This is a genomic window from Pedobacter psychrotolerans (assembly GCF_004340665.1).
Taxonomy (GTDB): Bacteria; Bacteroidota; Bacteroidia; order Sphingobacteriales; family Sphingobacteriaceae; genus Pedobacter; species Pedobacter psychrotolerans.
This window is the reverse complement of record NZ_SLWO01000002.1, coordinates 737,000-761,085: the sequence shown is the minus strand read 5'-3', so window position 1 is coordinate 761,085 and position 24,086 is coordinate 737,000. Positions and strand designations below refer to the sequence as shown.

Genomic DNA, 24,086 nt, shown 5'->3' with positions numbered 1-24,086 from the left:
ATAAAATAATTCCAAAATTTAAATAAGCAAAAATCCCATTTTGTTTTACCAAAATGGGATTAATATTTATCTATTAGTAAGATTTTATTCTGAAAATTCGAATGTTTCCATGAATTTCGTGGTGAAATTTCCTGCTCTGAAATTAGGATCTTTCATCAATTGTAAATGGAATGGAATGGTAGTTTTGATGCCTTCAATTACAAATTCACCTAAAGCACGCTCCATGGTACATATGGCTTCTTCGCGGGTTTGCGCCACACAAATCAACTTTGCAATCATTGAATCGTAATTTGAAGGAATGGAATAACCAGCATAAACATGCGTATCTACACGAACACCATGTCCGCCCGGAGAGTGGAAATTGGTAATTCTTCCTGGGGAAGGACGGAAATTATTGGCAGGATCTTCTGCATTGATACGACACTCAATGGCATGCATATTTGGAAAATAATTTTTACCTGAAATTGGAATTCCGGCAGCCACTTTAATTTGTTCCTTGATTAAATCGAAGTTAATCACCTCTTCAGTTACCGGATGCTCTACCTGAATACGTGTATTCATTTCCATAAAATAGAAGTTACGGTGTTTATCAACCAAAAATTCGATTGTTCCTGCACCTTCGTAATTTACAGCTTGTGCACCTTTAATGGCTGCTTCACCCATTCTAACACGAAGTTCGTCCGTCATAAAAGGTGATGGAGATTCCTCCACTAATTTCTGGTGACGGCGTTGAATAGAGCAATCACGTTCTGATAAATGACAAGCTTTACCATATTGGTCACCAATAATCTGGATTTCAATGTGGCGCGGATCTTCGATATATTTTTCTAAGTATAAACCATCATTACCAAATGCGGCTCCAGATTCCTGACGTGCACTATCCCATGCATTTTCAAAATCTTCATCTTTCCAAACCACCCTCATTCCGCGACCACCGCCACCGGCAGTAGCTTTTAAAATAATTGGATAACCCATTTCGTTAGCAATAGCAATACCTTCTTTAACGCTGGTAAGCAAACCTTCTGATCCAGGAATAGTAGGAACACCTGCGATTTTCATCGTTTCTTTTGCAGAGGCTTTATCGCCCATACCATTGATTTGTTCAGGTGTAGCACCAATGAATTTGATGTTATATTCACGACAAATATTAGAAAACTTAGCATTTTCTGATAAGAAACCGTAACCCGGGTGAATGGCATCGGCATTAGTTAATTCTGCAGCCGAGATGATATTAGGGATATTTAAATAAGAATCTTTACTTGGTGGAGGACCAATACAAACAGCCTCATCAGCAAAACGTACATGCAAACTTTCGCGATCGGCGGTAGAGTAAACAGCAACCGTTTTGATGCCCATTTCCTTACAGGTACGGATAATACGTAATGCAATTTCCCCCCTGTTGGCAATCAGTATTTTTTTAAACATAATTTTTCCTTTTCGTCTCTGTTTTAAAATAATCGTCATGCTGAATTTAATTCAGCATCTATTTAAAAAAGAAGACCCTGAAATAAATTCAGGGTGACGTAAATGTTTACAATTAAATAGGTTCTACTAAAAATAATGGTTGATCATATTCTACCGGAGATGCATTATCAACCAGAATTTTAACGATACGACCTGAAACTTCACTTTCAATTTCATTAAAAAGTTTCATAGCCTCTATGATACAAACAACCTTACCAACACCAACCTCATCGCCAACATTTACAAACATTGGTTTTTCCGGACTTGCTGAACGGTAAAAAGTACCAATCATTGGAGATTTAATGGTAATGTATTTTGATGCATCTTCTTCCGTAGCTGGAACAGCAGGTGTTGCCGCAACTGGAGCAGTAGGAGCTGTAGCAACCGGAGCCGCTGCCTGTACAAGCGGCGCTTGTGGTACGGTAGCATTCACAACTGTTGGTGCATGGTTTGTTTTAATCGTAATCTTGAAGTTTTCTTGCTCAATAGCAACTTCGTTTACTCCAGAACGAGAAACAAATTTAATCAGTTCCTGTATTTGTTTGATATCCATTTTTTAATCCTTGTTATGTAAAAAATAGTGTATAAATGAATTAACTAAGTTATACTTTTTTTGTTTTAAATTTTATAGTTAACAGACTGAAGACTTTCGACTTCCGACTGAGGCTAATTTGAATCGTATGCCCATTTAAGGTAAATTGAACCCCATGTAAAGCCACCACCAAAAGCCGCTAATACAATGTTGTCGCCTTTTTTTAATCTGCTTTCCCATTCCCATAAGCATAATGGAATGGTTCCGTTAGTGGTATTTCCGTAACGTTCAATATTGATCATTACTTTATCCAATGTTACACCCATCCGATTTGCCGTGGCATCGATAATGCGTTTATTGGCCTGATGTGGCACTAACCAAGCTACATCATTAGGAGTTAGATTATTGCGTTCCATAATTTCAGCAGCAACATCTGCCATATTGGTTACCGCAAATTTAAATACCGTTGGACCTTCCTGATGTGCATAATGTAGTTTAGCATCAATGCTTTCGTGCGTAGCTGGCTGAACTGAACCGCCACCTTTCATACCCAGGAAATTTCGGCCTGCACCATCAGTTCTAAGGATAGAATCCTGAACACCCAGGCCTTCTTCGTTGGGTTCTAATAAAGCACAACCACAACCGTCACCAAAAATGATGCAAGTGGTACGGTCTTCATAATTGATGATAGATGACATTTTATCTCCACCAACAACTAAAACTTTTTTATGTCTTCCAGATTCTACGAAAGATGCACCTGTTACTAATCCAAATAAAAAACCAGAGCACGCGGCCTGTAAATCGTAACCCCAGGCATTAATGGCACCAATTTTATCTGCCAGTACGTTGGCTGTCGCCGGAAAAGTAAAATCTGGGGTAGTGGTACAAAAAATAATGAGCTCAATTTCTTTTGCGTCTATTCCTCTCTTCTTAAGCAAGCCATTTACAGCATGAACAGCCATATCTGATGTGCCTAAACCTTCACCTTTTAAAATTCTACGTTCTTTAATACCCGTTCTGCTGGTAATCCATTCGTCAGAAGTATCAACCATGGTTTCTAACTCTGCGTTGGTGAGCACATAGTCGGGGACGTAACCATTTACTGCCGTAATAGCAGCATGAATTTTACTCATTTTAAGAATTTTTGTTAATTTTTAAATGCCACTCTAATTTTTTCTACCAATCCTGTAGTAATCATTTCTCTGGATTGAAGAACCATATTTTTAACAGCTAACGGACTGGAAATTCCATGTCCGATAACAACAGGAGCGTTAACGCCTAAAACCGGACTTCCACCATACTGTTCGTAGTTAAACCGATCGAAAAATTCATCTTTTAATCCTTTTTTGATCGTGATTACATAGAAAGATTCTGCTAATTTAAGCATTACATTTCCAGTAAAACCATCGCAAACAATTACATCTGATTTATCATTAAAAAGATCCCTTCCTTCTACATTACCTACAAAATTAAACCGATCGGTTTCTTTCATTAAAGGAAAAGTAGCCATACTAAGCATGTTGCCTTTTTCATCTTCTTCGCCAATATTCATTAAAGCAACCCTTGGATTATCTATTTTGAATAAATTTTCTGCATATAAGCTGCCTAAAACACCAAATTGCAATAAAATATCTGGTTTACAATCGGAATTGGCACCCACATCTAATAACAGACCTGTACCGCCTTTCAGTTTTGGAAGAATGGAACACAAACATGGACGAATGATGCCCGGAATAGTTTTAACGCTGAATACAGCGCCAACTAACATGGCGCCAGAATTACCTGCACTTGCGAATGAATCGATTTTACCCTCTTTAAGAAGATTAAAACCAACCGCAATGCTCGAATTTGGTTTCTGAACGATTGCTTTGGTGGGATGTTCACCCATACCAATAACTTCATCAGTATGAACGTATTCAAAATGATCCGGATTAAAACCTTCTTCTGCAAGAATGGGTTTAATCTGTTCGGTATCACCGATAAGAACAATATGTTCTCCGGCGTTTAGCGATTGATGAGCTGCTATTGCTCCCAAAACAATTGCTTTGGGAGCGTAGTCTCCGCCCATTATGTCGAGGCCTATTTTCATCGAAAAAATCTGTTTGTGTTAAGTTAGGTTAAATCCTAAATTTTCAGTGGACTAAGGTATGACTAAAGCCGCTGAAAACACAAACAATTTCTTAAGAAAATTACCCGATTTGAGTATTTTCGATAACCAATTTACCGTTATAGTATAGGTTACCATCAACGTTGTATGCACGGTGAGGTACGTGAATAGCACCTGTTGCTGCGCAAGTTGCCAAAGAAGGTGTCACTGCTTTGTAGTGTGTTCTTCTTTTATTTTTTCTCTGTTTCGAGATTTTCCGTTTTGGATGTGCCATTGGTGTATAATCTAATTATTTTTTTAACTTATTAAGGGCTTCCCAACGTGGGTCGCTTGTTTGTTCATTTTCTTCTGCCTGCTTATCGATAGAGAGTTGTTCTAAGCGATCAATCATTTCCTGATCACACTCTTTACCTGCCTGCTCACAATTTTTGATATAGGGTACCGAAACGTTTATCATTTCATATAGTGGACCTGATATATCAATCTCAGAATCTTTACGGCTTAACGAAATGATTTCTTCATCATCGCTTTCCAGTTCATCTCCTGCAAATTTTACAATTTGTCTTTCGTATAGGTTAACCGGGTAAGCAAATTCCGATAAACATTTATCGCAATCTAAATTTAATGTCCCAGCAACTTTATATTTTAAAAGCAACATGGTCTCTTGCTTATCAAGTTCAAGGTTAACCTTTAAATTGCCGCTTTTAATTAACGAATACTCAAAAGCACTAAAGAAACTGTCATCCAGTTCATAATCAAACTGATGAGTTCCCAATTTTAGTCCGGTAAACGGTATAGAAAATTGTTTTAGTGGGTTCAAAGTACTGTAAAATTTTAGCCTGCAAATGTATGGATAAAATAATTAGATTAAAAATGTTTTTTAAAATTGTTATCTATTTAAAAAACCGATGAGGTTTTAAAAAGCTCACAGGTTTAGCTTTTTAAAATCATTTCTTTATTGTTTCTGCTCCATTCGCTCCATGAGCCAACGTAAAGTTTTGGAATGGGCAAACCTGCGTAATCCATTGCCAGAAGAGTGTGACAAGCTGTAATGCCAGACCCACAGTGCACAATCACATTTTCAGGTTTTATGGTGGCTAAAGCAGCAATATATTTTTCTTTTAGCACATCAGGAGATAAAAAGTGTCCTTCCTCGTTCAGATTTTCTGTAAATGGAATATTGATGGCGCCTGGAATGTGACCAGCAATAGTATCAATTGGTTCAGTAAGGCCAGCGTAACGGTTAGCATCTCGAACATCAATAACCATATATTCTTTATGCTTTGCCACTTCTTCCACTTCATAAATATCAGACAACGGCAAACTCCACGATGATATTGGGTATTCGCCAACTGATTTTGGAATTTCTGTTTGATTAGTAGTAGGGAAACCAACTTTTACAGCTGCTTGAAATCCTCCGTCTATTACCTGAACTTTTTTATGTCCGATTGATCTCAGCATCCACCATAGCCTTGCTGCAGCATTACTTCCATTCTTATCATCATATACGATAACATATGTGTTTTCAGTAATGCCGAGTTTTTGCAAAAGCTGAGCGAACTGATCCAACTTTGGTAATGGATGGCGGCCACCTTTAGCAAAATCACCAATATTGGCCAGATCATTATTCACGTCAACAAATAATGAACCAGCTAAGTGTTGCTCTTCGTAGCGGGCTTTCGATCCGGCGCTCGCATCGATCATTACGATATCTTCGTTTAAATTAAGCGAAGATAAATCCTCTGGATTTATAATTGGGGATAATTTTGACATGGGTTTTGTCTTTTAATTAAGCCTATAAAGTTTCAAAAACCTTGTGGTTTGTTATCTTATGATGCGTCATCTTTAATATCAAATTGTGTTTCCACAATTTTACCTCCAGAACGCAATTGGCCACTTAACATTTCTTCTTGTTCTCTGCGGTTTTTCACAATGTGAATAGCCGAAAATAAAGCTTCTGTAAATGAGGTAGAATCTGCAAGGTCTTTTCCAGCAATATCATAACCGGTACCATGATCTGGAGAAGTACGTACAAAATTTAAACCTGCAGTATAATTTACGCCGTTGTGAAATGCTAAAGTTTTAAAAGGAATTAGTCCCTGATCGTGATACATCGCCAAAACAGCATCAAATTTTTTGTAACTGCCATTTCCGAAGAAACCATCAGCAGGGTAGGGTCCGAAAACCATCATGCCTTTATCATAGGCTTCCTGAATGGCTGGTGTAATAATTTCGGCCTCTTCGGCACCCAGCAAACCATTATCGCTGGCATGCGGATTTAAACCCAGAACAGCAATTTTCGGTTTTTCAATCCAGAAATCCTTTTTTAAACTCTCGTTAATCAGCTTTAATTTACTTAAGATTTTATCTTTTGTAATTGCTGTCGGAACATCCTTAACCGGAATATGCCCGGTAACTACACCTACGCGTAAATTTTCGCTGATTAAGAACATCAGTACATCTTTGCTGCCACTTTTTTCCTGTAAATATTCAGTATGACCTGGAAATGTAAAGGTCTCTGATTGAATGTTATGTTTGTTGATTGGTCCCGTAACCAAAGCATCAATTTCACCGCTTACTAAATCGGCGGTAGCTTTTTCAAGTGATAACAACGCATATTTTCCACCCGTGGGCGTTACCTGGCCAAGTTCTATTTTTACGTCTTCTTCCCAGCAATTAATCATGTTTGCCTTTTTAACCTGTGCCTGGTTGGCGTGATTGATCACATTAAAACTGAAATCACCAAGGTTATTTGCCTTTCTGTGAAAAGATGAGACTTTAGTATGTCCGTAAACAATTGGAATACAATAATTTAAAATAGCTGCATTGGATAACGTTTTGATAATTACCTCTAAACCTATACCGTTCACGTCGCCTATACTAATACCTATTTTAAGTTTATCGCTCATAATTACTGGAAAATTTTAGCGCAAAATACTGATTTTCGTTTAAAGACTTTAAAAAAAATGAAAGCGCATAGCACACTAAGTTATCCGCAAAGGAATATTAAGTCTATCTTTGCCAATCATTTTAATTTTTAAAAGCTCCTTTAGGGGTTTGGGATATGAGTTTAGTAAAAGCGAAAAAACATTTAGGTCAGCATTTTTTAACCGATAAGGGCATCGCAAATCGCATTGTTGAGGCTTTGGTGAATACTGAAAAGTATCATCAGGTTTTAGAGGTTGGCCCGGGAATGGGAATTCTTTCTGATTTTTTGTTGAAACGTGAAGATTTACAAACTTACTTGATTGATATTGATACGGAATCTTACCATTTTCTGAATGAGAAGTATCCGCAATTGGGCGATCGTTTAATTAATGGTGATTTTCTGAAATTAGATTTTGACGCCATTTTCCCAGGTCAGTTTGCTATTATCGGTAACTTTCCCTACAATATTTCTTCTCAGATTTTATTTAAGATTTTAGATAATCGCCATAAGGTTGTGGAGATGGTTGGCATGTTTCAAAAAGAAGTAGCACAACGTTGTGCTTCGCCTGCCGGAACAAAAGATTACGGGATCCTAAGTGTTTTCCTCCAAGCGTATTATAAAATTGAATACCTGTTTACCGTTAAGCCAGGCACTTTTAATCCACCGCCAAAGGTTAATTCTGCCGTTATTCGCTTAACCAGAAATGAAACGGAAACGCTGGATTGCGATGAAAAATTGTTCTGGCGTGTGGTTAAAGCAGGCTTCAATCAAAGAAGAAAAACATTGCGTAATGCAGTGTCTGCTGTAATGCCTAAAGATAAAATGGATGATCATATTTATTTTGAGAAACGTGCCGAGCAATTAACCGTTGATGATTTTGTGGCACTAACACAGCATCTAAGTAAATTGATGGCAGTTTAGCATTTTTTTTATCATTGAAAAAACACCTGCGTAATCCCAAAGTTGTGTAATTATTCACGAAGAGATTTCTTGCAAATCCGTGATTATTTTCGTTGAATTTCTCCTTTCCTTTGCACTATAATTGAAAGACACTATGGTTAATTATAGCGAAATTTTTAACGAGCAAGGAATGGATTATCAAACCTATCGTGCTCTGGTCGACCAGCTTTTATTAGAAGGCAAATCTACTAGTGAAGCTAGTTATGATCTACATTACACTAAAATGAACGTGCAGCGCATGAATCGGGTTGATAAGACCGTTAGTTTAACTGATGATTTAATCTCTACCATTAATCAGTTGAAAGGTAATTATAAGTTCTTGGTGATTACTGAAGGCTGGTGCGGTGATGCTGCTCAAATTATTCCGGTGTTCAATAAAATCGCGACTGCATCTTTAGGTAGAATTGATTTGAAATTTGTGCTGCGAGATAAAAATCTGCCATTAATTGATGCACATTTGACTAATGGTGGCAGAGCGATTCCAGTTTTAATTGTGCTGAATGAATCAGCAGATCAGGTTTTAGCCACTTGGGCACCAAGACCGAAGATTTTGCAGGAACTTTTAAAAGAGTGGAAAAAGGAAACGATTGAGATGCCAATTCTGGCCGAAAAACTGCATGGCTGGTATGCGAAAGATAAAACGCAGAGTACGCAGGCTGAGTTGAATGAACTTTTGAAAGGACTGGAATTTAATTAATCATCAATAGATTTTAAAACGGCCTCTAATTCTTTATCTGAAATAGAATCTCGTTCTGATTTATCATAAATGGATAAAAGATAAATTCGTTCCTTTAAGACTCTAATCTTTGTTATTAACCTCACTCCACCCGATTTGCCTTTTCCCTTACTTGAAATTGCTATTCTGATTTTAAAACAATCGTTTCCAAGCGAAATACCTTGAATAGGGTTTTCTTTAAGTTTTTCTACGAAATTAATAATGTCGTTTTTTGCGGATTTGTGTTTTTTACAAAGGTTTTTAAATTCTTTATTAAAGAGGGATGATGTGAGTACATCAAATTTCATTTATTAAATCCTCAAAACTTTTTAATTTAACTTCGCCTTTTTCTGCTAATTCTGTTTCTTTATAAGCGGCAGCTAACTCATTTAGGTATTTTTCTTTGGATAACCCAATATTCTTAATCCTAATCCCCTTGATGCTTTTCAAAGTTTCTAAAATTGAAATGGCCTTATCGTCTTTAATTTCGAGTGTAACTTGCATAACTCATAACTTAATTGCTTAGTTAAAGATACTGATTATTTATTTTTTAAAAAACAAAGTTTTAATCCACCGAAACCGTTAATCCTTCTTGTTGTAAAATTTTGCGATACACTTCCATCTCAGTAAAGGAACCTTCCAAAACCGGGCATTTCCCATCATTATGCACTTTCCAAGCTATTTTTTCCGATTGTGCCTCATTATAATCCAGGTATTTCATCATGCAATAAATCACATGGTCGAAAGTATTGATATCATCATTCCACAAAATAAGGCGATGTACAGTTTTTAGGGAAGTTAAAATTTCTTCGAGCGTAAAGGTCTCTTCTTTGGTTTCTGTAGACATGGTGCAAAAATAAACAATAATTTAGAAGATTTGAGATATTAGAACAGAGATATTAGGTTTTAGGGCATTACGATGAAATCTCATGTCTCAAATCGCACCGCTCATATCTTTTTAAATTAACTAACTTTGTTTAACCAAATTATCAACAACAGCATGCATCAAACCAAAATAGCAGGAATAGGTTACTACGTTCCTAAAAATGTTTATACCAATACTGATTTAAGTCACTTTATGGATACCAATGATGAGTGGATTCAGGAACGTACGGGAATTGAGGAACGCCGTTTTGCCGATCGCTATGATGAAACCACCACCACTATGGGGATTGAAGCAGCTAAAATTGCAATCGAGCGTGCCGGGATCACTGCTAAAGAGGTAGATTTTATTGTTTTCGCTACGCTAAGTCCTGATTATTATTTTCCTGGTTGCGGTGTTTTATTGCAACGCGAAATGGGAATGGGCGAAATTGGCGCTTTAGATATTCGCAACCAATGCTCGGGCTTTGTTTATGCTTTATCGGTGGCCGATCAGTTTGTAAAAACCGGGATGTATAAAAATGTTTTGGTGGTGGGAAGTGAGAAACATTCATTCGCCATGGATTTTGAAACCCGCAGCAGGAATGTATCGGTAATTTTTGGTGATGGGGCAGGTGCTGTGGTGCTGCAGCCTACGGATGAAAAAGGTAAAGGTATTTTAAGTACACATTTACATAGTGATGGCGCAGATGCAGAAATACTAGCAATGCATTATCCAGGTTCGCATGCCAATAAATGGATGAAAGATAAACCAGCTTTTCCTGATCAGGAATTGGGTGGATTATTCATGACGCCAGAAATTTTAGCTAGCGGTGCTGTTTTACCTTATATGGATGGCCCATCAGTATTTAAAAAAGCTGTGGTTAAATTTCCTGAGGTAATTCGTGAGGCTTTGGTCGCTAATAATCTTACCGAAAAAGATATCAATCTGCTCGTACCACATCAGGCAAATCTACGCATCAGTCAGTATGTGCAGAATCTATTAGGCTTAAATGACGATCAGGTTTTCAATAACATCCAGAAGTACGGAAATACCACAGCTGCATCAGTTCCGATTGCTTTATGCGAAGCTTGGGAAGCGGGGAAAATTAAAAATGGCGATCTGGTTTGCCTTGCTGCCTTTGGATCGGGTTTCGCCTGGGCGAGTGCATTAATCAGATGGTAGAATCTTTAGTTAAGCTTAAAGTAGAAAGTTTAAAGCGAAGATAGCATCATGTTTATTATCTTGTTTTGACTTTCCAATTGGGCATTAACCTTTCTGCTTTTGCCTTTAGCTTTTACCCTTACTTCCCGCAATAAAATCTTCCAGATAGCTACATTCATTTACTGCTATTCTATAAAAAGATGTTTTCGCGTACTTTGTTTTTAGTTCTTTAAAATAGGGATTGTTATAATTAGCTGCAATAAAATCTTTATAGGCTTTGCTTTTGGTATTGTAATAATTGTAAGCAGAATAGTCAGCATTACTGATAATCTGCTTTTGGGCACATTTGGCGAGCATGAAAGTGCATTTAGCTTTAAATTCCGGATTTGTACTCAAAGCCCTGGCCTTTGCATACCATACGGCAGCTGTTTTGGCCAACTTATAATCTACATCATAGTTATATTTTGGTTTCTCTTCGTTGGCGTAAGTGCTCCAATCATAACTAATCAAAAACCATGAATTGCCATAATAGCCGGTTTGGTAAACAGCATTTGCCATGCGATAATAATAACTGGCAGCATTCTTCTTATCGGTTAGGATTAGTTTCTGTAAACGGGCCATTTCCCTGGCGAAAATTACTTTATTAAATCGCTGATCATTTGAAGCATACTTTTTGGGATAATCATTTACAGTTTCTATGAAAGGATCGGCAACCAACTTGGCTTCGCTATCATCGGCATACCAATCAGCAGGTGAAAAATACTGGTAGCTAGCTGAAACTTTTTTAAAGTAAATCAGTGCTTTTTCATATTGATGCGTTCTCAGGTATGTTGTACCCCAAAGCTCATAAAATTCATCATTATTAAGCTTATTTAAAGCTTTTGCCAATAACGCAATGACATCGTTTCCTTTGGCCTTAGTTTTGTAATTTGCGAGGGCTTGCATACTTTTCGGACTTAAATATTGCTGCCAGAACGAAGTACTCTGGTAACTCATGTTTTTGAAAAGCGAATTATTTTTCATCAAGTTGTATGATAAGTCGCCTTTCACCATCGCGAGTGCTGCTTTTGCGGTATCGCCCATTTTCAGATAAGCAGGAGCTAAAATTTGCTGGTAAAAATTTCTGGTGGTCTTGGTAAAGCGTTTATCCTCATTTGACCAGTCGTCATATTGCCCATTTCGTACGGTTTTGTTTTCTGCAAATCGTTTTTCGTCAAGCCATTTTAAAGATGATAATAACTCATTCTCATTAAAAGGATTTCCCTTTTTGATGTTTTTAGCTTTGATCAGTAAATCGGTAATCCGGTATTGATCACGTAGTTTTTCTGGCAGCTTAGCGGGATTTAATGTTGCTAAATAATTCGATGCATCAAGATCTTTATTCTCCATCCAAGATAAATAGGCAGCTGTTAAAGTGCCCAGCTCTGGTTGTGGATATTTCTGTTCGGCAGCCAATTTCACAGCGAAATTTTTAATCTCATTAAGTCGTTTTAAGTTCAGGGTTTTCACACTATCCTTATATTTCCCCTTATCACTCTCATAAAAATAATACTGATAAGAGATTTTAGCAAGATCACTATCTTTAATTAAAGCTTGTTCTAATTTGTTCACTTCTCTCACCAACAACGCACCGTTTAATTGACTTTTAGGTTCATACAAATAAACCTTGTTTAAGCTTTCGATGTTGAAGTCTAGGTTTCCGAAACCATTTATTGCCCAAATGCTGGCTTTTTCATCATTTGTTTTAGCATATTTCAAAGCACCATTTACAGGAGCACTGTTGTAATAATAATTTTTATAGGCCTGTATTCTTCGTTCGGGATTAGTGGTAAAAACTTTCGAAAATAGGAAGGCAGATTCTTCAGGATTTCCCAATCTTCTGGTCGATCCGGCATACAGCGCCAATGCCCACCCCTTAACCGCACTTTTGGTTTTGTTTGTTTTGATGAATTTATCGTAAACGTTTTTACTCTCTGTATGCAAGCCCGCATAATGAAACATTCTTTCTGCCTGATAAGCATAACGTAGTTTCAAGAAGTTATCTTTTTCTGATTCTGTTAATTTCACCGCCACTTTTGCCAATTCATCCATCGCTGTAGTGTCTCGTGGTTTTGGATCCCACATATCGAAGTTCACATTGGCAAATGGTTCAGTGCTTTTGGCAAAGGAGTAATATTTTAACGCATCTTTATGTTGTGCCAAGGCCTGGATAAAGGTGTTTTTCTGCAAGTTATCCGGAAGAGATGAAACTTCGCCTTTATAATTAGTAAGCTTAACATTTGTTGCGCTATCTACATTATACATAATTTTATGCACATCTTGCGCCTTAACATCAAGGTACTTTCCCCATTCCTCGCTGTTAATTTCCGACTCACTTACCACATCTTCCTCACTATTTAAATATGCCATTTGATTAAAGGCAAAAGGTGTGTATTCATCTCCCTGAACATTATTATGGAAATAAGAAATATAGTAATCATAAGGATCTACCTCGCTGCCGCAGGCAATATTAACAGCGATTTCACCAAAAAATGTAAGCAAGAAAACACTAGAAATTAGCGATAACTTTTTGAAGATCTTCATGCGTAAAATGATTTAAAAGGTCGGTTTCGAGGTGATAAAAAACAAGATTTCGTTCTCCTGGTTTCAAATATCGGGATAAAAAGGTAGATGTGGCAAGTAAATGTTTATTGGAAATCTCTTCCCATCTAATTACATCACCTTGCTTTAATCCGGCGGCTGGGTAATCCGTCAAAAGATCATACAAAATAGAGTTTCCCCTTTGTCTGAATAATTTTTTATCTTCGATTTGAGTCTTATTTATTCGCTTGGAAATTCCGGCGTATGCCTTATTTCTGAATACAACTGCCCATTCAAAAAGCGGTAGGGCCACATCAAGTTTCAAAGGATAATTTTTTAGATAATCCTTCAGGTAGACATCCATTTCATGCTGATCGAGAATGGAATTCTGATCTCCATATTTGCGCAGGTTTCCCATATTGTAACACATCAGCATTGCTTTTTCTACAGGAGGAATACCGCTTGTTACAACGTTTTTTACCTGGTGTAATCGGAGCGTAACCGAAATATTTTTCCCTTTTAACAGTGGCTGACGTTTTAATTGTTTAAGAAATTCAAAATACTGGTCGCGGGTGGTTTTTGTCCAGTCGCAATCGATTTGAAGTTCTGCATAATTTTGTTTTCCAGCTTGCTTTACTTTGGCATCTACAAAATTGGCGATCCGGTTGGCCAATACTTTGGTTTTATTGGAATCAGTATCATTAAATATCCGGTTGACCAGAAATACCACTGGAATAATCTCCACTTGCGTTGGCAGTGGATCTGAAAATTTGATTGGAGAAATAGGAACGGCTTGTTGACGATCTGGGTCGAAGTCGACATCCATAATCCGAACATATAGCGCTTTCGATTTAAATTGATCAAGATAATCGGTTTCCGCTTTATTATTATGGTAATCAGTTTTCCAAAAGTAAAAAGTTGGATGAACGATTGATTTTTGTTTACAGCCGAAGATGAGAAATACAGAAATCACTAAAATACTTATCTTGCGCATATCAATTTATTGAGCAAAAGTATATAAAATGCGGGCAGTTTTACAAAGAGTTACACAAGCAAGTTGCACAGTTGATGGCGGAATTACTGGAGCAATAGACACCGGGTTTCTGGTGTTATTGGGTATTGAGGATGCTGATACTTCAGAAGACTTAGATTGGTTGGCACAGAAAATCATTGGTATGCGTGTTTTTGGTGATGAAAACGGAATGATGAATAAAGCACTGGCTGACGTAAATGGTGATATCCTTTTGATCAGTCAATTTACCTTGTTCGCCACAACTAAAAAAGGAAACCGACCTGGATTTACCAGAGCGGCCAGACCTGATGTGGCAATTCCATTACACGAGAAAATGATTGAAAAACTATCAGCACTGCTTGGGAAAGATGTAAAAACCGGGATTTTTGGCGCCGATATGAAAATCGCCTTGCTAAATGATGGGCCAGTTACTATTATTATTGACACAAAAAACAAGGAATAAAATAGATTTAAACGCTGTAATCGTAACTATTTAAGCAATCAGCTGTCAAAGCCGTAATTAATCTATTTTAATGAATTATTGCGTTTAAATGAATATGGAGGATAAAAATCCAAACCAACTGATAGAATATAGTTCTCTTACCTTTTTCTTGCTTTTAAAGATCGTTTTATCTTTTGTGTTGGTTAATTCAGTTTATGAACTTCAGCGGGATGAATTTTTGCATCTGGATCAGGCCAACCATCTGGCTGCTGGTTTTACTTCGGTTCCTCCGCTAACCTCATTGTTTTCTTTAGTGATTAAGTGGCTGGGTAATAGCATGTTTTGGGTGAGATTTTTTCCTGCCTTATTTGGGGCATTAACCATTTTATTTAGCTGGAAAATTGTTGAGCATTTTAAAGGAAATCTGTTAGCTAAATGTTTTGTTGCTGTTGCTTGTCTATGCTCATTACTTTTAAGATTAAATACACTCTATCAACCCAATTCTTTTGATGTGCTGGCCTGGACAGCTTGTTTTTATTATCTGATTAAGTATTTTGATCAAACAGCGCCTAAGTACTTATATTATTTTGCGATTTCATTTGCACTTGGTTTTTTAAATAAATACAATATTCTTTTTTTGATCATGGGCCTATTGCCGGCGATCATCATCAGCCCGAATAGAAAAATATTTGCCAATAAGCATTTGTATTTTGCAATTGTCGTCGCCTTAATGATCATTTCTCCAAATATAATCTGGCAGGTTACGCATGATTTTCCGGTACTTACTCATATGAAGTTACTGGCGAAAACCCAACTCATTCATGTTAATCGGGTCGATTTCTTTATCAATCAATTGCTGTTCTTTGCCACCAGTATTTTTATACTACTTGCTGGAATGGGCGCATTGATTTTTTATAAGCCATTTGCTAAATATCGATGGGTAATTTTCACCTATCTTTTTACCATGATTATTTTTAGCTATTTCAAGGCTAAAGACTATTATGCCTTGGGTTTATATCCTGTTTTGTTAGCTTTTGGAGCAACTTATTTCGGAATAATCCTTTACAAACGCTATGTATGGATTGCTTTGCTTCTGGCTTTTAACATTGGGTTGTTTATTTATGCGCTGCCTTTAATTATGCCACTCTATTCTCCAAAACAGATTATTGCAAATCACAATCGATTTGAAAAAGTTGGATTGTTACACTGGGAGGATGGGAAAAACCACCAATTGCCACAAGATTATGCGGATATGCAGGGCTGGAAAGAAATGGCTGCCTTAGCCGATCTTGCTTATGCAAAAGTAAAGGATAAATCAGCATTGCTGGTGCGTGCAGATAACTATGGGCAAGCTGGTGCTATTAATTACTACTCTAAATTTAAAAACATAAATGCTGTATCATACAATGCCGATTATCTCTATTGGTTTAAAATGGATAAGCCGATCAAAGATTTAATTTTAATCCGGGATGCTGATGATGAGGATCCAGAAAGGAAAAAGGAGCAACCCTTTTTTGAGAAGATCACCAAAATTGGAGCAGTAAAAAATCCATTTTCACGAGAATTTGGTGCAAGTGTTTTCTTACTTGAGGGCGCTAAAATCAATATAAACGAACGGATTAATCAAGAAATAGAAGAAGAAAAAAATGACCATTAACGAAGCACAAGAAACTGTAGATCAGTGGATCAAAACTACTGGAATCAGGTATTTTAATGAATTAACCAATACCGCAATTTTAATGGAAGAAGTGGGGGAGGTGGCCCGGATTATGGCCCGTCAATATGGTGAGCAATCTTTTAAAAAAAGCGATGAGGCTGTAAACCTGGCTGATGAAATGGCCGATGTGATGTTCGTGCTGATTTGTCTGGCCAACCAAACCGGCATCAATCTAACCGAAGCGCTTGCCAAAAATCTGGAAAAGAAAAGTATTCGAGATGCAGACAGACACCGGAATAATGAGAAGCTAAAATAAGTTTAGAGGCGGAGTTTGGAGTGTTGAATCTAGCCAACAAACTCCATTAGTGTTCTATAAGCTACAAAACGATTTTTAAACTTTTCATTCAAGTCTTCCTGTAAAGCTGGTGCATAAACTTGTTGATATTGATTGTAGTTTTCCTGATTTTCAGCAATGTATTGCGTACAATAGGTAACACCTTCGTTTGGAGAATCCAACACTTTTAATAAGCGGTTAGATACAAACATTCCGGTAGCCATAACTGCAGGGATGTGGGTTTCCTGCATCCATTGTAACCATTCTGCTGCTGCAGATTCTTCTAAAATCAATGTAACATTATATAAAAGCATATTGCAAAGATAACGAAGAAAATATAGGAACGAATAGATTAGTTATATTTAGTGCTCACTAATTGCCGATATTATGATTGAAATAACCACGTCTAATACTTCTTCTGACCTGGAAGGAATTATAATCCTTCAAAAGAAAAATCTAAAAATGGATTTATCTCTTTTAGAAATTAGCGAGCAGGGATTTGTAACGGTTTCACATACACTTGATGATCTGAAGAAAATGCATCTTCATGAAAAAAATATCATTGCTAAAGACGGTGAGCAGGTTATTGCCTATGTGTTGGGAATGACCGAACAATCGAAGAATGACATCCCCCGATTGGTAGAAATGTATGAAAGCTTTGATCATATCCAATTCAAAGGAATGCCCGTTGGTGATTATCATTATATTGTAGTAGGACAAGTTTGTGTAGATAAGAATTACCGCGGACAAGGTTTATTTGATCAGTGTTATGAAGCGTATAAAAATCATTTTGCTTCCCGTTATGATTTTGCGATTACAGAAATTGCCTACATTAATTTAAGGTCTATGAAAGCTCATGAAAGGATAGGCTTTAAAACCATTTATACTTACACAGATGTTGCTGGTGTGGCGTGGAATGTAGTAGTATGGGATTGGAGATAGCATTTATATATAACATTAATAGTAACTTATGATTGAAGATCAATTTGTAACTTTTCAAAGGTTCAATGATAAAGCAGCTGCCTTAGCCTTGGGCGATATGTTGAAACAGCATCATATTGAATATTTGCTAGAAGACGTCTCTGCCAATTTTGATGTTACTTTTGCCAATAATGAAATTGATAAAGATTTTAGAATTAAGCTAAAACCATCGAATTTTGATAACGCAAATCAATTACTTCAAGAAATTGCAGCGCAAGATTTGAATTCTGTTGATTCAAGTCATTACCTTTTTAATTTCACTGATGATGAATTAAAAGAAGTATTTGAAAAGCAAGATGAATGGAGCGCTTTGGATTTTCAACTTGCACAAAAGTTATTGAATGACCGAGGTGTGCGAATTGATCTGAACGAAATTAATTCAATAAGAGCGCAAAGAATAGTGGAATTATCCAAGCCAGAAAAGAGTCCAATATTGCTAGTTGTTATTGGTTATATTCTTGTGTTTTTGGGTGGCCTTTTAGGAATTCTGATCGGCTGGTACCTTAGGAATCAACAGAAAACCTTGCCAAATGGAGAACAAATTCATATCTATTCAAACAAAGATCGAATTCACGGTGAACGGATGATGATTTTGGGCGTAATAGCATTGTTGATTTATATCTTAGTTAAATTTTTAAGCATGCGCTAAACCCCATCCCCTCTTAAATTTCTAAACCTTTTTCTGGCTTCGGCACTAAACATGCTTCCCGGATAATCTGTGATCAGCTTTTGGAAATAGCTTTTGGCTTGTGCGATGTCATTGAGTTTCTTCTCATATAAATCACCTAAAGTAAACAATGCATCATCAGTCCAGATGCCATCTTTAAAATCATCTGCAACTTTTTTTAGCATATTTGCAGCCTTCTGGAAATCCGCTGATTTAATAAATATTCTGGCTTTGATCATTAATATAGCATCGGCCAAACCATTTTGCGGATAGGAAATAGCAATGCTGTCTAATTTTTTTACCGCCTGCGCAGGCAGGTTTCTAAATACCAGCATTTCAGCATCAGCATACATTTTTAATGCATTGCTATCAGTTGGGGTTTGAATATTATCAGAAATCAGTAAGCTTAAGTTAAGTGCATCATTGGCAATAAGCTGGGAGGTTGCTGCTTTAAGTACCTGGCACTGTCCGTTGCTGTAATCAAAGTTTCCCTGGTAAAAAGAAAGTTTGGCACTTCTAAAACGCGCTTCATTCCCAATGGGCTGACTTTCAAATTGCTTACTTACTTGTTCGTAAACCAAAAATGCTTCCCAAGGTTGGTTGCTTAGGATATAAACATCACCTAAATCCAGTTTCAACTGTCCAAGATCTGTTGCGCCAATTCCGGGTATTTGCAAGGCTTCTTCCAGGCCTTTTTCGGCTTTACCCGGCTCATTTAAATAGTATGCCTGCAGGTTCGCCAATTTTTTAATGGCAAATAATGTATTCCTGTTCTTCCCATTTTCATCCAGCAAACCCTGATAATCCTTAGCAAGTAAATTCAGATCTGCCACTGAGTATTTTCCCGAAGTTTGGAGGTTGTATCTGGTATTCAACATTTCAATTTTCGATGGCAGGTAATATTGATTTTCTTTTCCTTTGGTTAACAAATATTCATAAGCTTTTATTGCCGTTTCGTAAGCGCCATTATCTATAAATGTAAAACTGGCATTAAATAGGGTTCCTCCATCAGCTTTTGTACGTTTATCAAAGGCAATAAGCTGGCGCAAGGCTGCATCAAACTCTTGTTGCTGAATATAGTTCCATGTTAAAAGTTGAATGTAAATTTCTGCATCGGGTGCTTTTTGGATCTTTCTTAATATGGCCGCCTGAAAAGTCTGATAGTCACTTTTATCCTCAAAAATCATTGAAAGTACATTCTCAGCCTGCAGCAATAATTGCGGTGTGGAAGGTAATATGTCCAGATACTCCTGCATTAGCATGGGTTTATCTTTTTTATACCGATAGATGTTCAACAATTCGTAAGTGAAGAGCTGATCATTTGCGAGAATCTTTCTTCCTTGTTTAAAGGTTTGAACTGCCAAATCGTAGTTCTCGAAGCGATAAAAGTTATTCGCTAAATTCCGGATCATAAATTCATCCTTCGGGAGTTTCGCGATGATGTCATTAAATATTTTATTAGCAGATTGTACATCACCTTTTTCCTGATAAAGCTTGCCCAGCGCAATTGGATAAGCATCATTTTCCGGATGCTGTTTCATCACTTTTTTAACTACTTTTTCAGCTACATCATAACGTTTCAGTTTTAATAAGCTATTGAAATAAATGTCAAAATAGCCTTCGTTATTAGGATTGGCGAACATTTTTTCCAGCAAAACAACAGCTTTCTCGTAATCTCCATCCCGGTAATATTGGATGGCTAAATTGTTATCTTCTGATAAAAAAGATGAATTATTATTGATAATCTGCGCCTGAACATTAAAGCTTAAAATGAAAAATGTGAAGGTGATTAAACGATTCATAATCCTATTTTGTAAATTTTAAATGTAATAAAAAGACGCGAAAGGTAAAAGATTTAGTGTTAAAGAATAACTAAATTGATTTAGTATAACTGGAAGCTTTATTGCTTTAAATTTTGAGCAGGGTTATTGTAGCAGTTGTTTTTCTCAGATTCTGAATAAATACTAAATTGGACGACAGGTTTAGATTTGTTATTAAAGTAACATTGTTAGTGTAAACTAGAGTTAAGTGGTTGAGATGCCTATTTTTGTCATCCCGGCGAGAAATTATTTATGTTGAAAAGGATTATTTTATTGGTTTTTATTGCTGCAATCTGTGCTTGTAAGCGCTCGGGTGATGTAGGAATTATACCTGTTGATGATTTCTTTAAAACACAGGATAAAGCGTATTATCGTATTTCGCCTGATGGCAAAAGCCTGTCCTATCTTAAACTTCAGGATAAAAAGCTTGATTTATTCGTCGAGAACCTGGCCACAGGAAAAAGTGTTCAGCTTACACATCTTACAGAAAAATCAATCAGCTTTCATTTTTGGACCAGTAACAATGAATTGATTTATTATGCCGAAGATGATACTAAAGAAAGAAAATCCGACCTCTTTGTCATCAACAAGGATGGAAGTAAACAAGTGCAACTGAGTTCAAATGAAAAAACCAGGGTTCGGGTAATTGAAGATCAGTTAATTGATGATAAATATATCATTGTAGCTTCAAATAAACGGGATTCAACTGTTTTTGATGTTTATCGGTTAAACGTTCGGAATGGAAAAATGGAAATTGCCGCTAAAAACCCGGGCAATATTACCGAATGGATGACGGATAATAAGGGGATTCTAAAAATTGCGGTTGCCAGTGATGGCGTAAATGAAACGCTGCTTTACCGGGAGAATGAAAGAAAGCCTTTTCTGCCTGTAATTACCAACAATTTTGAAACTACTTTTCAGCCTGTAGCCTTTCCAGAAAATGAGCCTAATGTGTTATATGCAATTTCTAGTGTAAACCGGGATAAAAATGCATTGGTGGCCTTGGATTTAAAAACAGGTAAAGAAAAAAAGGTGCTTTTTGCGAATGATACCCTGAATGTTACAGAAACCAGGTATTCCAGAATACAAAATAAAATTATGTTTGTTACCTGTGAGACCTGGAAAAAGCAAAAATATTACCTGGATAACGAGACCAAACTTACCTACAGTAAAATAGATCAACTCTTACCCGGCACCGAATGGCGCATTATGGATAACGATAAAATGGATAACGTTTTTGTGGTTAGAACCTTCACTGATAAAAACCCGGGCTCTTATTATCTATATACCGTTAGCGAAAATAAACTTAAAAAACTTACTGATATCAACTCTTCCATTAAAGGGGAATCGATGAGCGATATGAAGCCCATCAGTTTTAAAAGTTCTGATAGTTTAACCATTAACGGCTATTTAACCCTTCCAAAAGGTACAAAGAAAACCAATTTGCCAGTGGTCGTTTTGCCTCACAATGGTCCGGGTGGAAGAAATACCTGGGGTTATAATGCCGAAGTTCAATTTCTGGCTAATAGGGGTTATGCTGTATTGCAAGTCAACTATCGTGGCTCAAATGGCTATGGTAAATCTTTTTATGCTGCGGGTTTTAAAGAGTGGGATGATAAAATACAGGAAGATGTGAATGATGGCGTTCGCTGGCTGATTGCAAATAAAATTGCAAACCCAAAAAAAATAGCCATTTATGGCAATGGTTTTGGTGGCTATATTGCGCTGAATTGTTTGTATAAAAATGCTGATCTTTATAGTTGTGGAGGATCAAATTCTGGAGTGATTAATTTATTTAGTTACCTGAAGGGAATTCCGCCATTTTTAAAGTCTAATCTACAAATGTATTACGAGATTATTGGCAACCCGGTAACGGATACAGACTACCTGCGTTCGGCTTCGCCTGTTTTTCATGCTGATCGGTTTAAATTACCCCTTTTCATTGCCCAGAATCCTAAAGATCCACGGGTGAATGTAGCCGAAGGTGTGCAGTTTATTAAAGAACTTAAAAAGAGAAATGTACCTGTTACCTACATTGAAAAAGAAGAGGGGCCAAATCCAATTAAAAGGCAACAGGGGAGAACAGCTTTGTACAAAGCATTGGAAGAGTTTTTAAAAAACAATATCAGCAAGAAATAAGTTATGGCGCTGGATAAGAAGAGTGGCTATCGCAAAAATTTTTCACTAGGTGTTACCTTTATCGTACTCATATCCATCTTATTTGTGCTGTCTCTTTTTCTGGCTTTCAATTTCAGCAAGAAATCTATAGAAAATGAATTCGTTTCAGAAAAGGTAAATGTACTGGAGCAAAGTATTAAGCCTTATAATGATTTCTTTCAGAATAAAATGCCTGAAATCTCTTATTATAACGGGTTTCTGGATTCTGCTACAGCATCCAAGTTTGTAGACACCATAATGCTTAAATACTCATTTGTATCAAGGGTAACCTTTTACGATACCGAAGTTAAAAACATGCCGGTAAAAGATGGCATGAATGTCGGGAAGTTATCAATCGGGCCAAAATCTATTTTTCAGTTTGGCAAAAATGTAGCTGCAGATTCAATCAGGTTGTTTTCTGAATCTGATACCAAATCTTTTAAAGTTGGTGATGATTTCAATGCCATGGCGTATAAATTAGTCACATTTGTTGATCAGTTAGATACCGTTGCTGTGCCTACACAGGAAGAACTGTTTACCAACTTTTCTGTCGTTAGCTCCAATAAAATTACCTACCTGAATATTCCAAGAAGGGAAGATTTAAAAGTCTATAAAGATATGATGCGGCGCAGGTTAAATCCTTCACCCGTTTACCAGCAGGATATGCTCGTTTTTCAGCTAAACCCGAATAAAATTAAGGTGGTAAATACCAGACCATTGTTATATCAGAAAATTCAGGTAGAGCCATTAACATACGATCCAATTGATACCTCCGATGAAAACATGACCACAGAGATTGCATTACCAGGTGCTTTTTCTGATTTCAAGTTATACCTGACGAGTTCTAAATCTTACATCAAAAGAGAAATATTTATATACTTTATGCCTATTGCCCTTGTTTTGCTCTTGGTATATGGTGTGCTACTTTTGGTTGCTTTTTTAATATATCGTAACTTAAATATCAATAGTAAAATGTTTAAGTTGCAGTATGATTTTGTAAATAACCTGACGCACGAGTTTAAAACTCCGGTAAGCGTGATTAAAATTGCAGGTAATAATATTAAAAGTGCCACAGCTTTAAGCCAGAAAGAGCAACAACTTTATGGTAAAATACTGGATGAGGAAGCTGATAAATTGAATGGTTTAATGAACAAGCTGCTGGCTTTTACACAGATTGAAAATAAAGCGATTAAACTCAATCAGGAAACGGTTAATATTCGTGATTTTATTGAAAGTACCATTGAGTCGCATACTTTAAAGCACCCAGATTTTAAGATGACTTATGAAGTGGTTGGTTTTAAAACCTTCATCACTGATCCCGTGTTATTAGGTAGTTTGTTTGATAACCTGGCAGAGAATGCATACAAATACTCAAAACCTGAAAATAAAAAGTTACATATGAGTGCCAAGCTGATAAAAGGAGTTTTGGTTTTTCGCTTTGCAGATAAGGGAATTGGTATCGCTTCAGGGGAATTGAATAATATCTTTAAAAAGTTTTTCAGGATACAAAACGAATATAATCAAATGGGAAGCGTAGGCCTTGGTTTGGCTTTTTGCAAGGAACTGGTTAACTTTATGGAGGGAGAAATCTCTGTTAAAAGTAAAGTAGGTTTGGGTACAGAATTTAAAATTGTATTGCCCTATAATAGTTAAAATGTAATAGAAACGCTGGATATATTGGAAAGGTTGAATGTTGTTTTGAC

At 36.7% G+C, this 24,086-nt stretch carries 25 protein-coding genes; 10 read left to right on the top strand and 15 right to left on the bottom strand.

Annotated features, from left to right (window positions below):
- Positions 1-84: 84 nt before the first annotated feature.
- The 8 genes from accC to pdxA all read right to left on the bottom strand — a co-directional run bounded on the left by accC (position 85) and on the right by pdxA (position 7,012).
- A complete protein-coding gene (gene accC, locus EV200_RS06890; protein WP_132530450.1) occupies positions 85-1,425 on the bottom strand; it encodes an acetyl-CoA carboxylase biotin carboxylase subunit in 1,341 nt (446 codons plus the stop codon).
- Between the two features lie 112 nt (positions 1,426-1,537).
- Entirely contained in the window at positions 1,538-2,017 is a 480-nt protein-coding gene (gene accB / locus EV200_RS06885; RefSeq protein ID WP_132530448.1) for an acetyl-CoA carboxylase biotin carboxyl carrier protein, read from the bottom strand.
- A gap of 113 nt (positions 2,018-2,130) precedes the next feature.
- The gene (locus EV200_RS06880) at positions 2,131-3,129 is read right to left on the bottom strand and encodes a beta-ketoacyl-ACP synthase III (protein WP_132530446.1); all 999 of its coding nucleotides are present in this window, start codon (positions 3,127-3,129) and stop codon (positions 2,131-2,133) included.
- 14 nt (positions 3,130-3,143) lie between these two features.
- Positions 3,144-4,085, bottom strand: coding sequence for a phosphate acyltransferase PlsX (gene plsX / locus EV200_RS06875; RefSeq protein ID WP_132530444.1), 942 nt, complete (start codon positions 4,083-4,085; stop codon positions 3,144-3,146).
- 100 nt (positions 4,086-4,185) lie between these two features.
- Positions 4,186-4,377: a 50S ribosomal protein L32 gene (rpmF, locus tag EV200_RS06870; protein ID WP_010600130.1), complete on the bottom strand. Its 192-nt coding sequence runs from the start codon at positions 4,375-4,377 to the stop codon at positions 4,186-4,188.
- 15 nt (positions 4,378-4,392) lie between these two features.
- Positions 4,393-4,923 carry a YceD family protein gene (locus EV200_RS06865; RefSeq protein ID WP_132530442.1) on the bottom strand — a complete coding sequence of 177 codons (531 nt, stop codon included), beginning with the start codon at positions 4,921-4,923 and terminating at the stop codon, positions 4,393-4,395.
- Between the two features lie 113 nt (positions 4,924-5,036).
- On the bottom strand, positions 5,037-5,876 hold the full coding sequence (locus tag EV200_RS06860; RefSeq protein WP_132530440.1) for a sulfurtransferase: 840 nt from the start codon (positions 5,874-5,876) through the stop codon (positions 5,037-5,039).
- 56 nt (positions 5,877-5,932) lie between these two features.
- The gene (pdxA, locus tag EV200_RS06855) at positions 5,933-7,012 is read right to left on the bottom strand and encodes a 4-hydroxythreonine-4-phosphate dehydrogenase PdxA (RefSeq protein ID WP_132530438.1); all 1,080 of its coding nucleotides are present in this window, start codon (positions 7,010-7,012) and stop codon (positions 5,933-5,935) included.
- Positions 7,013-7,167: 155 nt separating this feature from the next.
- Between pdxA and rsmA the strand changes: the two genes are divergently transcribed.
- A complete protein-coding gene (gene rsmA, locus EV200_RS06850) occupies positions 7,168-7,953 on the top strand; it encodes a 16S rRNA (adenine(1518)-N(6)/adenine(1519)-N(6))-dimethyltransferase RsmA (RefSeq protein WP_132530436.1) in 786 nt (261 codons plus the stop codon).
- Positions 7,954-8,122: 169 nt separating this feature from the next.
- Positions 8,123-8,689, top strand: coding sequence for a thioredoxin family protein (locus tag EV200_RS06845; RefSeq protein ID WP_244312962.1), 567 nt, complete (start codon positions 8,123-8,125; stop codon positions 8,687-8,689).
- Here the strand turns inward: EV200_RS06845 and EV200_RS06840 are convergent.
- The 3 genes from EV200_RS06840 to EV200_RS06830 form a co-directional block, all read right to left on the bottom strand.
- Positions 8,686-9,015: a type II toxin-antitoxin system RelE/ParE family toxin gene (locus EV200_RS06840; RefSeq protein WP_132530432.1), complete on the bottom strand. Its 330-nt coding sequence runs from the start codon at positions 9,013-9,015 to the stop codon at positions 8,686-8,688. The two genes, EV200_RS06845 and EV200_RS06840, sit on opposite strands and share 4 nt — an antisense overlap.
- Positions 9,005-9,211 (bottom strand): hypothetical protein, encoded by a 207-nt coding sequence (locus EV200_RS06835; RefSeq protein WP_132530430.1) that lies wholly within the window; start codon positions 9,209-9,211, stop codon positions 9,005-9,007. The genes EV200_RS06840 and EV200_RS06835 overlap by 11 nt, the downstream gene beginning before the upstream one ends.
- Before the next feature lie 61 nt (positions 9,212-9,272).
- Positions 9,273-9,554, bottom strand: a complete 282-nt coding sequence (locus EV200_RS06830) for an ATP-dependent Clp protease adaptor ClpS (RefSeq protein WP_029286998.1) — start codon at positions 9,552-9,554, stop codon at positions 9,273-9,275.
- 126 nt (positions 9,555-9,680) lie between these two features.
- Here EV200_RS06830 and EV200_RS06825 point away from each other — a divergent pair, with 126 nt between their 5' ends.
- On the top strand, positions 9,681-10,754 hold the full coding sequence (locus EV200_RS06825) for a 3-oxoacyl-ACP synthase III family protein (protein ID WP_229676791.1): 1,074 nt from the start codon (positions 9,681-9,683) through the stop codon (positions 10,752-10,754).
- A gap of 105 nt (positions 10,755-10,859) precedes the next feature.
- On the opposite strand, the gene EV200_RS06820 is transcribed toward EV200_RS06825, so the two are convergent.
- Both EV200_RS06820 and EV200_RS06815 read right to left on the bottom strand, forming a co-directional pair.
- Positions 10,860-13,316, bottom strand: a complete 2,457-nt coding sequence (locus tag EV200_RS06820; protein ID WP_132530428.1) for a hypothetical protein — start codon at positions 13,314-13,316, stop codon at positions 10,860-10,862.
- A complete protein-coding gene (locus EV200_RS06815) occupies positions 13,282-14,307 on the bottom strand; it encodes a hypothetical protein (protein ID WP_132530426.1) in 1,026 nt (341 codons plus the stop codon). Before EV200_RS06815 ends, EV200_RS06820 begins: the two co-directional genes overlap by 35 nt.
- 28 nt (positions 14,308-14,335) lie before the next feature.
- Here EV200_RS06815 and dtd point away from each other — a divergent pair, with 28 nt between their 5' ends.
- The 3 genes from dtd to EV200_RS06800 all read left to right on the top strand — a co-directional run bounded on the left by dtd (position 14,336) and on the right by EV200_RS06800 (position 16,740).
- Positions 14,336-14,788, top strand: a complete 453-nt coding sequence (gene dtd / locus EV200_RS06810; RefSeq protein WP_132530423.1) for a D-aminoacyl-tRNA deacylase — start codon at positions 14,336-14,338, stop codon at positions 14,786-14,788.
- 94 nt (positions 14,789-14,882) lie between these two features.
- The gene (locus EV200_RS06805) at positions 14,883-16,424 is read left to right on the top strand and encodes a glycosyltransferase family 39 protein (RefSeq protein ID WP_132530421.1); all 1,542 of its coding nucleotides are present in this window, start codon (positions 14,883-14,885) and stop codon (positions 16,422-16,424) included.
- Positions 16,414-16,740, top strand: coding sequence for a nucleotide pyrophosphohydrolase (locus tag EV200_RS06800; protein ID WP_132530419.1), 327 nt, complete (start codon positions 16,414-16,416; stop codon positions 16,738-16,740). Before EV200_RS06805 ends, EV200_RS06800 begins: the two co-directional genes overlap by 11 nt.
- 29 nt (positions 16,741-16,769) lie before the next feature.
- On the opposite strand, the gene EV200_RS06795 is transcribed toward EV200_RS06800, so the two are convergent.
- Entirely contained in the window at positions 16,770-17,072 is a 303-nt protein-coding gene (locus EV200_RS06795; protein WP_132530417.1) for a DUF4286 family protein, read from the bottom strand.
- 73 nt (positions 17,073-17,145) lie between these two features.
- Between EV200_RS06795 and EV200_RS06790 the strand changes: the two genes are divergently transcribed.
- Together EV200_RS06790 and EV200_RS06785 are read left to right on the top strand one after the other, a co-directional pair.
- Complete coding sequence (locus EV200_RS06790; RefSeq protein WP_132530415.1) at positions 17,146-17,700, top strand: GNAT family N-acetyltransferase; 555 nt, start codon at positions 17,146-17,148, stop codon at positions 17,698-17,700.
- Positions 17,701-17,728: 28 nt separating this feature from the next.
- The gene (locus EV200_RS06785) at positions 17,729-18,388 is read left to right on the top strand and encodes a hypothetical protein (RefSeq protein ID WP_132530413.1); all 660 of its coding nucleotides are present in this window, start codon (positions 17,729-17,731) and stop codon (positions 18,386-18,388) included.
- Here the strand turns inward: EV200_RS06785 and EV200_RS06780 are convergent.
- The gene (locus tag EV200_RS06780) at positions 18,385-20,208 is read right to left on the bottom strand and encodes a tetratricopeptide repeat protein (protein ID WP_132530411.1); all 1,824 of its coding nucleotides are present in this window, start codon (positions 20,206-20,208) and stop codon (positions 18,385-18,387) included. The two genes, EV200_RS06785 and EV200_RS06780, sit on opposite strands and share 4 nt — an antisense overlap.
- Before the next feature lie 270 nt (positions 20,209-20,478).
- On the opposite strand from EV200_RS06780, the gene EV200_RS06775 reads away from it, so the two are divergent.
- Both EV200_RS06775 and EV200_RS06770 read left to right on the top strand, forming a co-directional pair.
- Positions 20,479-22,365: a S9 family peptidase gene (locus EV200_RS06775; RefSeq protein WP_132530409.1), complete on the top strand. Its 1,887-nt coding sequence runs from the start codon at positions 20,479-20,481 to the stop codon at positions 22,363-22,365.
- Between the two features lie 3 nt (positions 22,366-22,368).
- Entirely contained in the window at positions 22,369-24,036 is a 1,668-nt protein-coding gene (locus EV200_RS06770) for a sensor histidine kinase (protein WP_132530407.1), read from the top strand.
- Positions 24,037-24,086 lie beyond the last annotated feature (50 nt).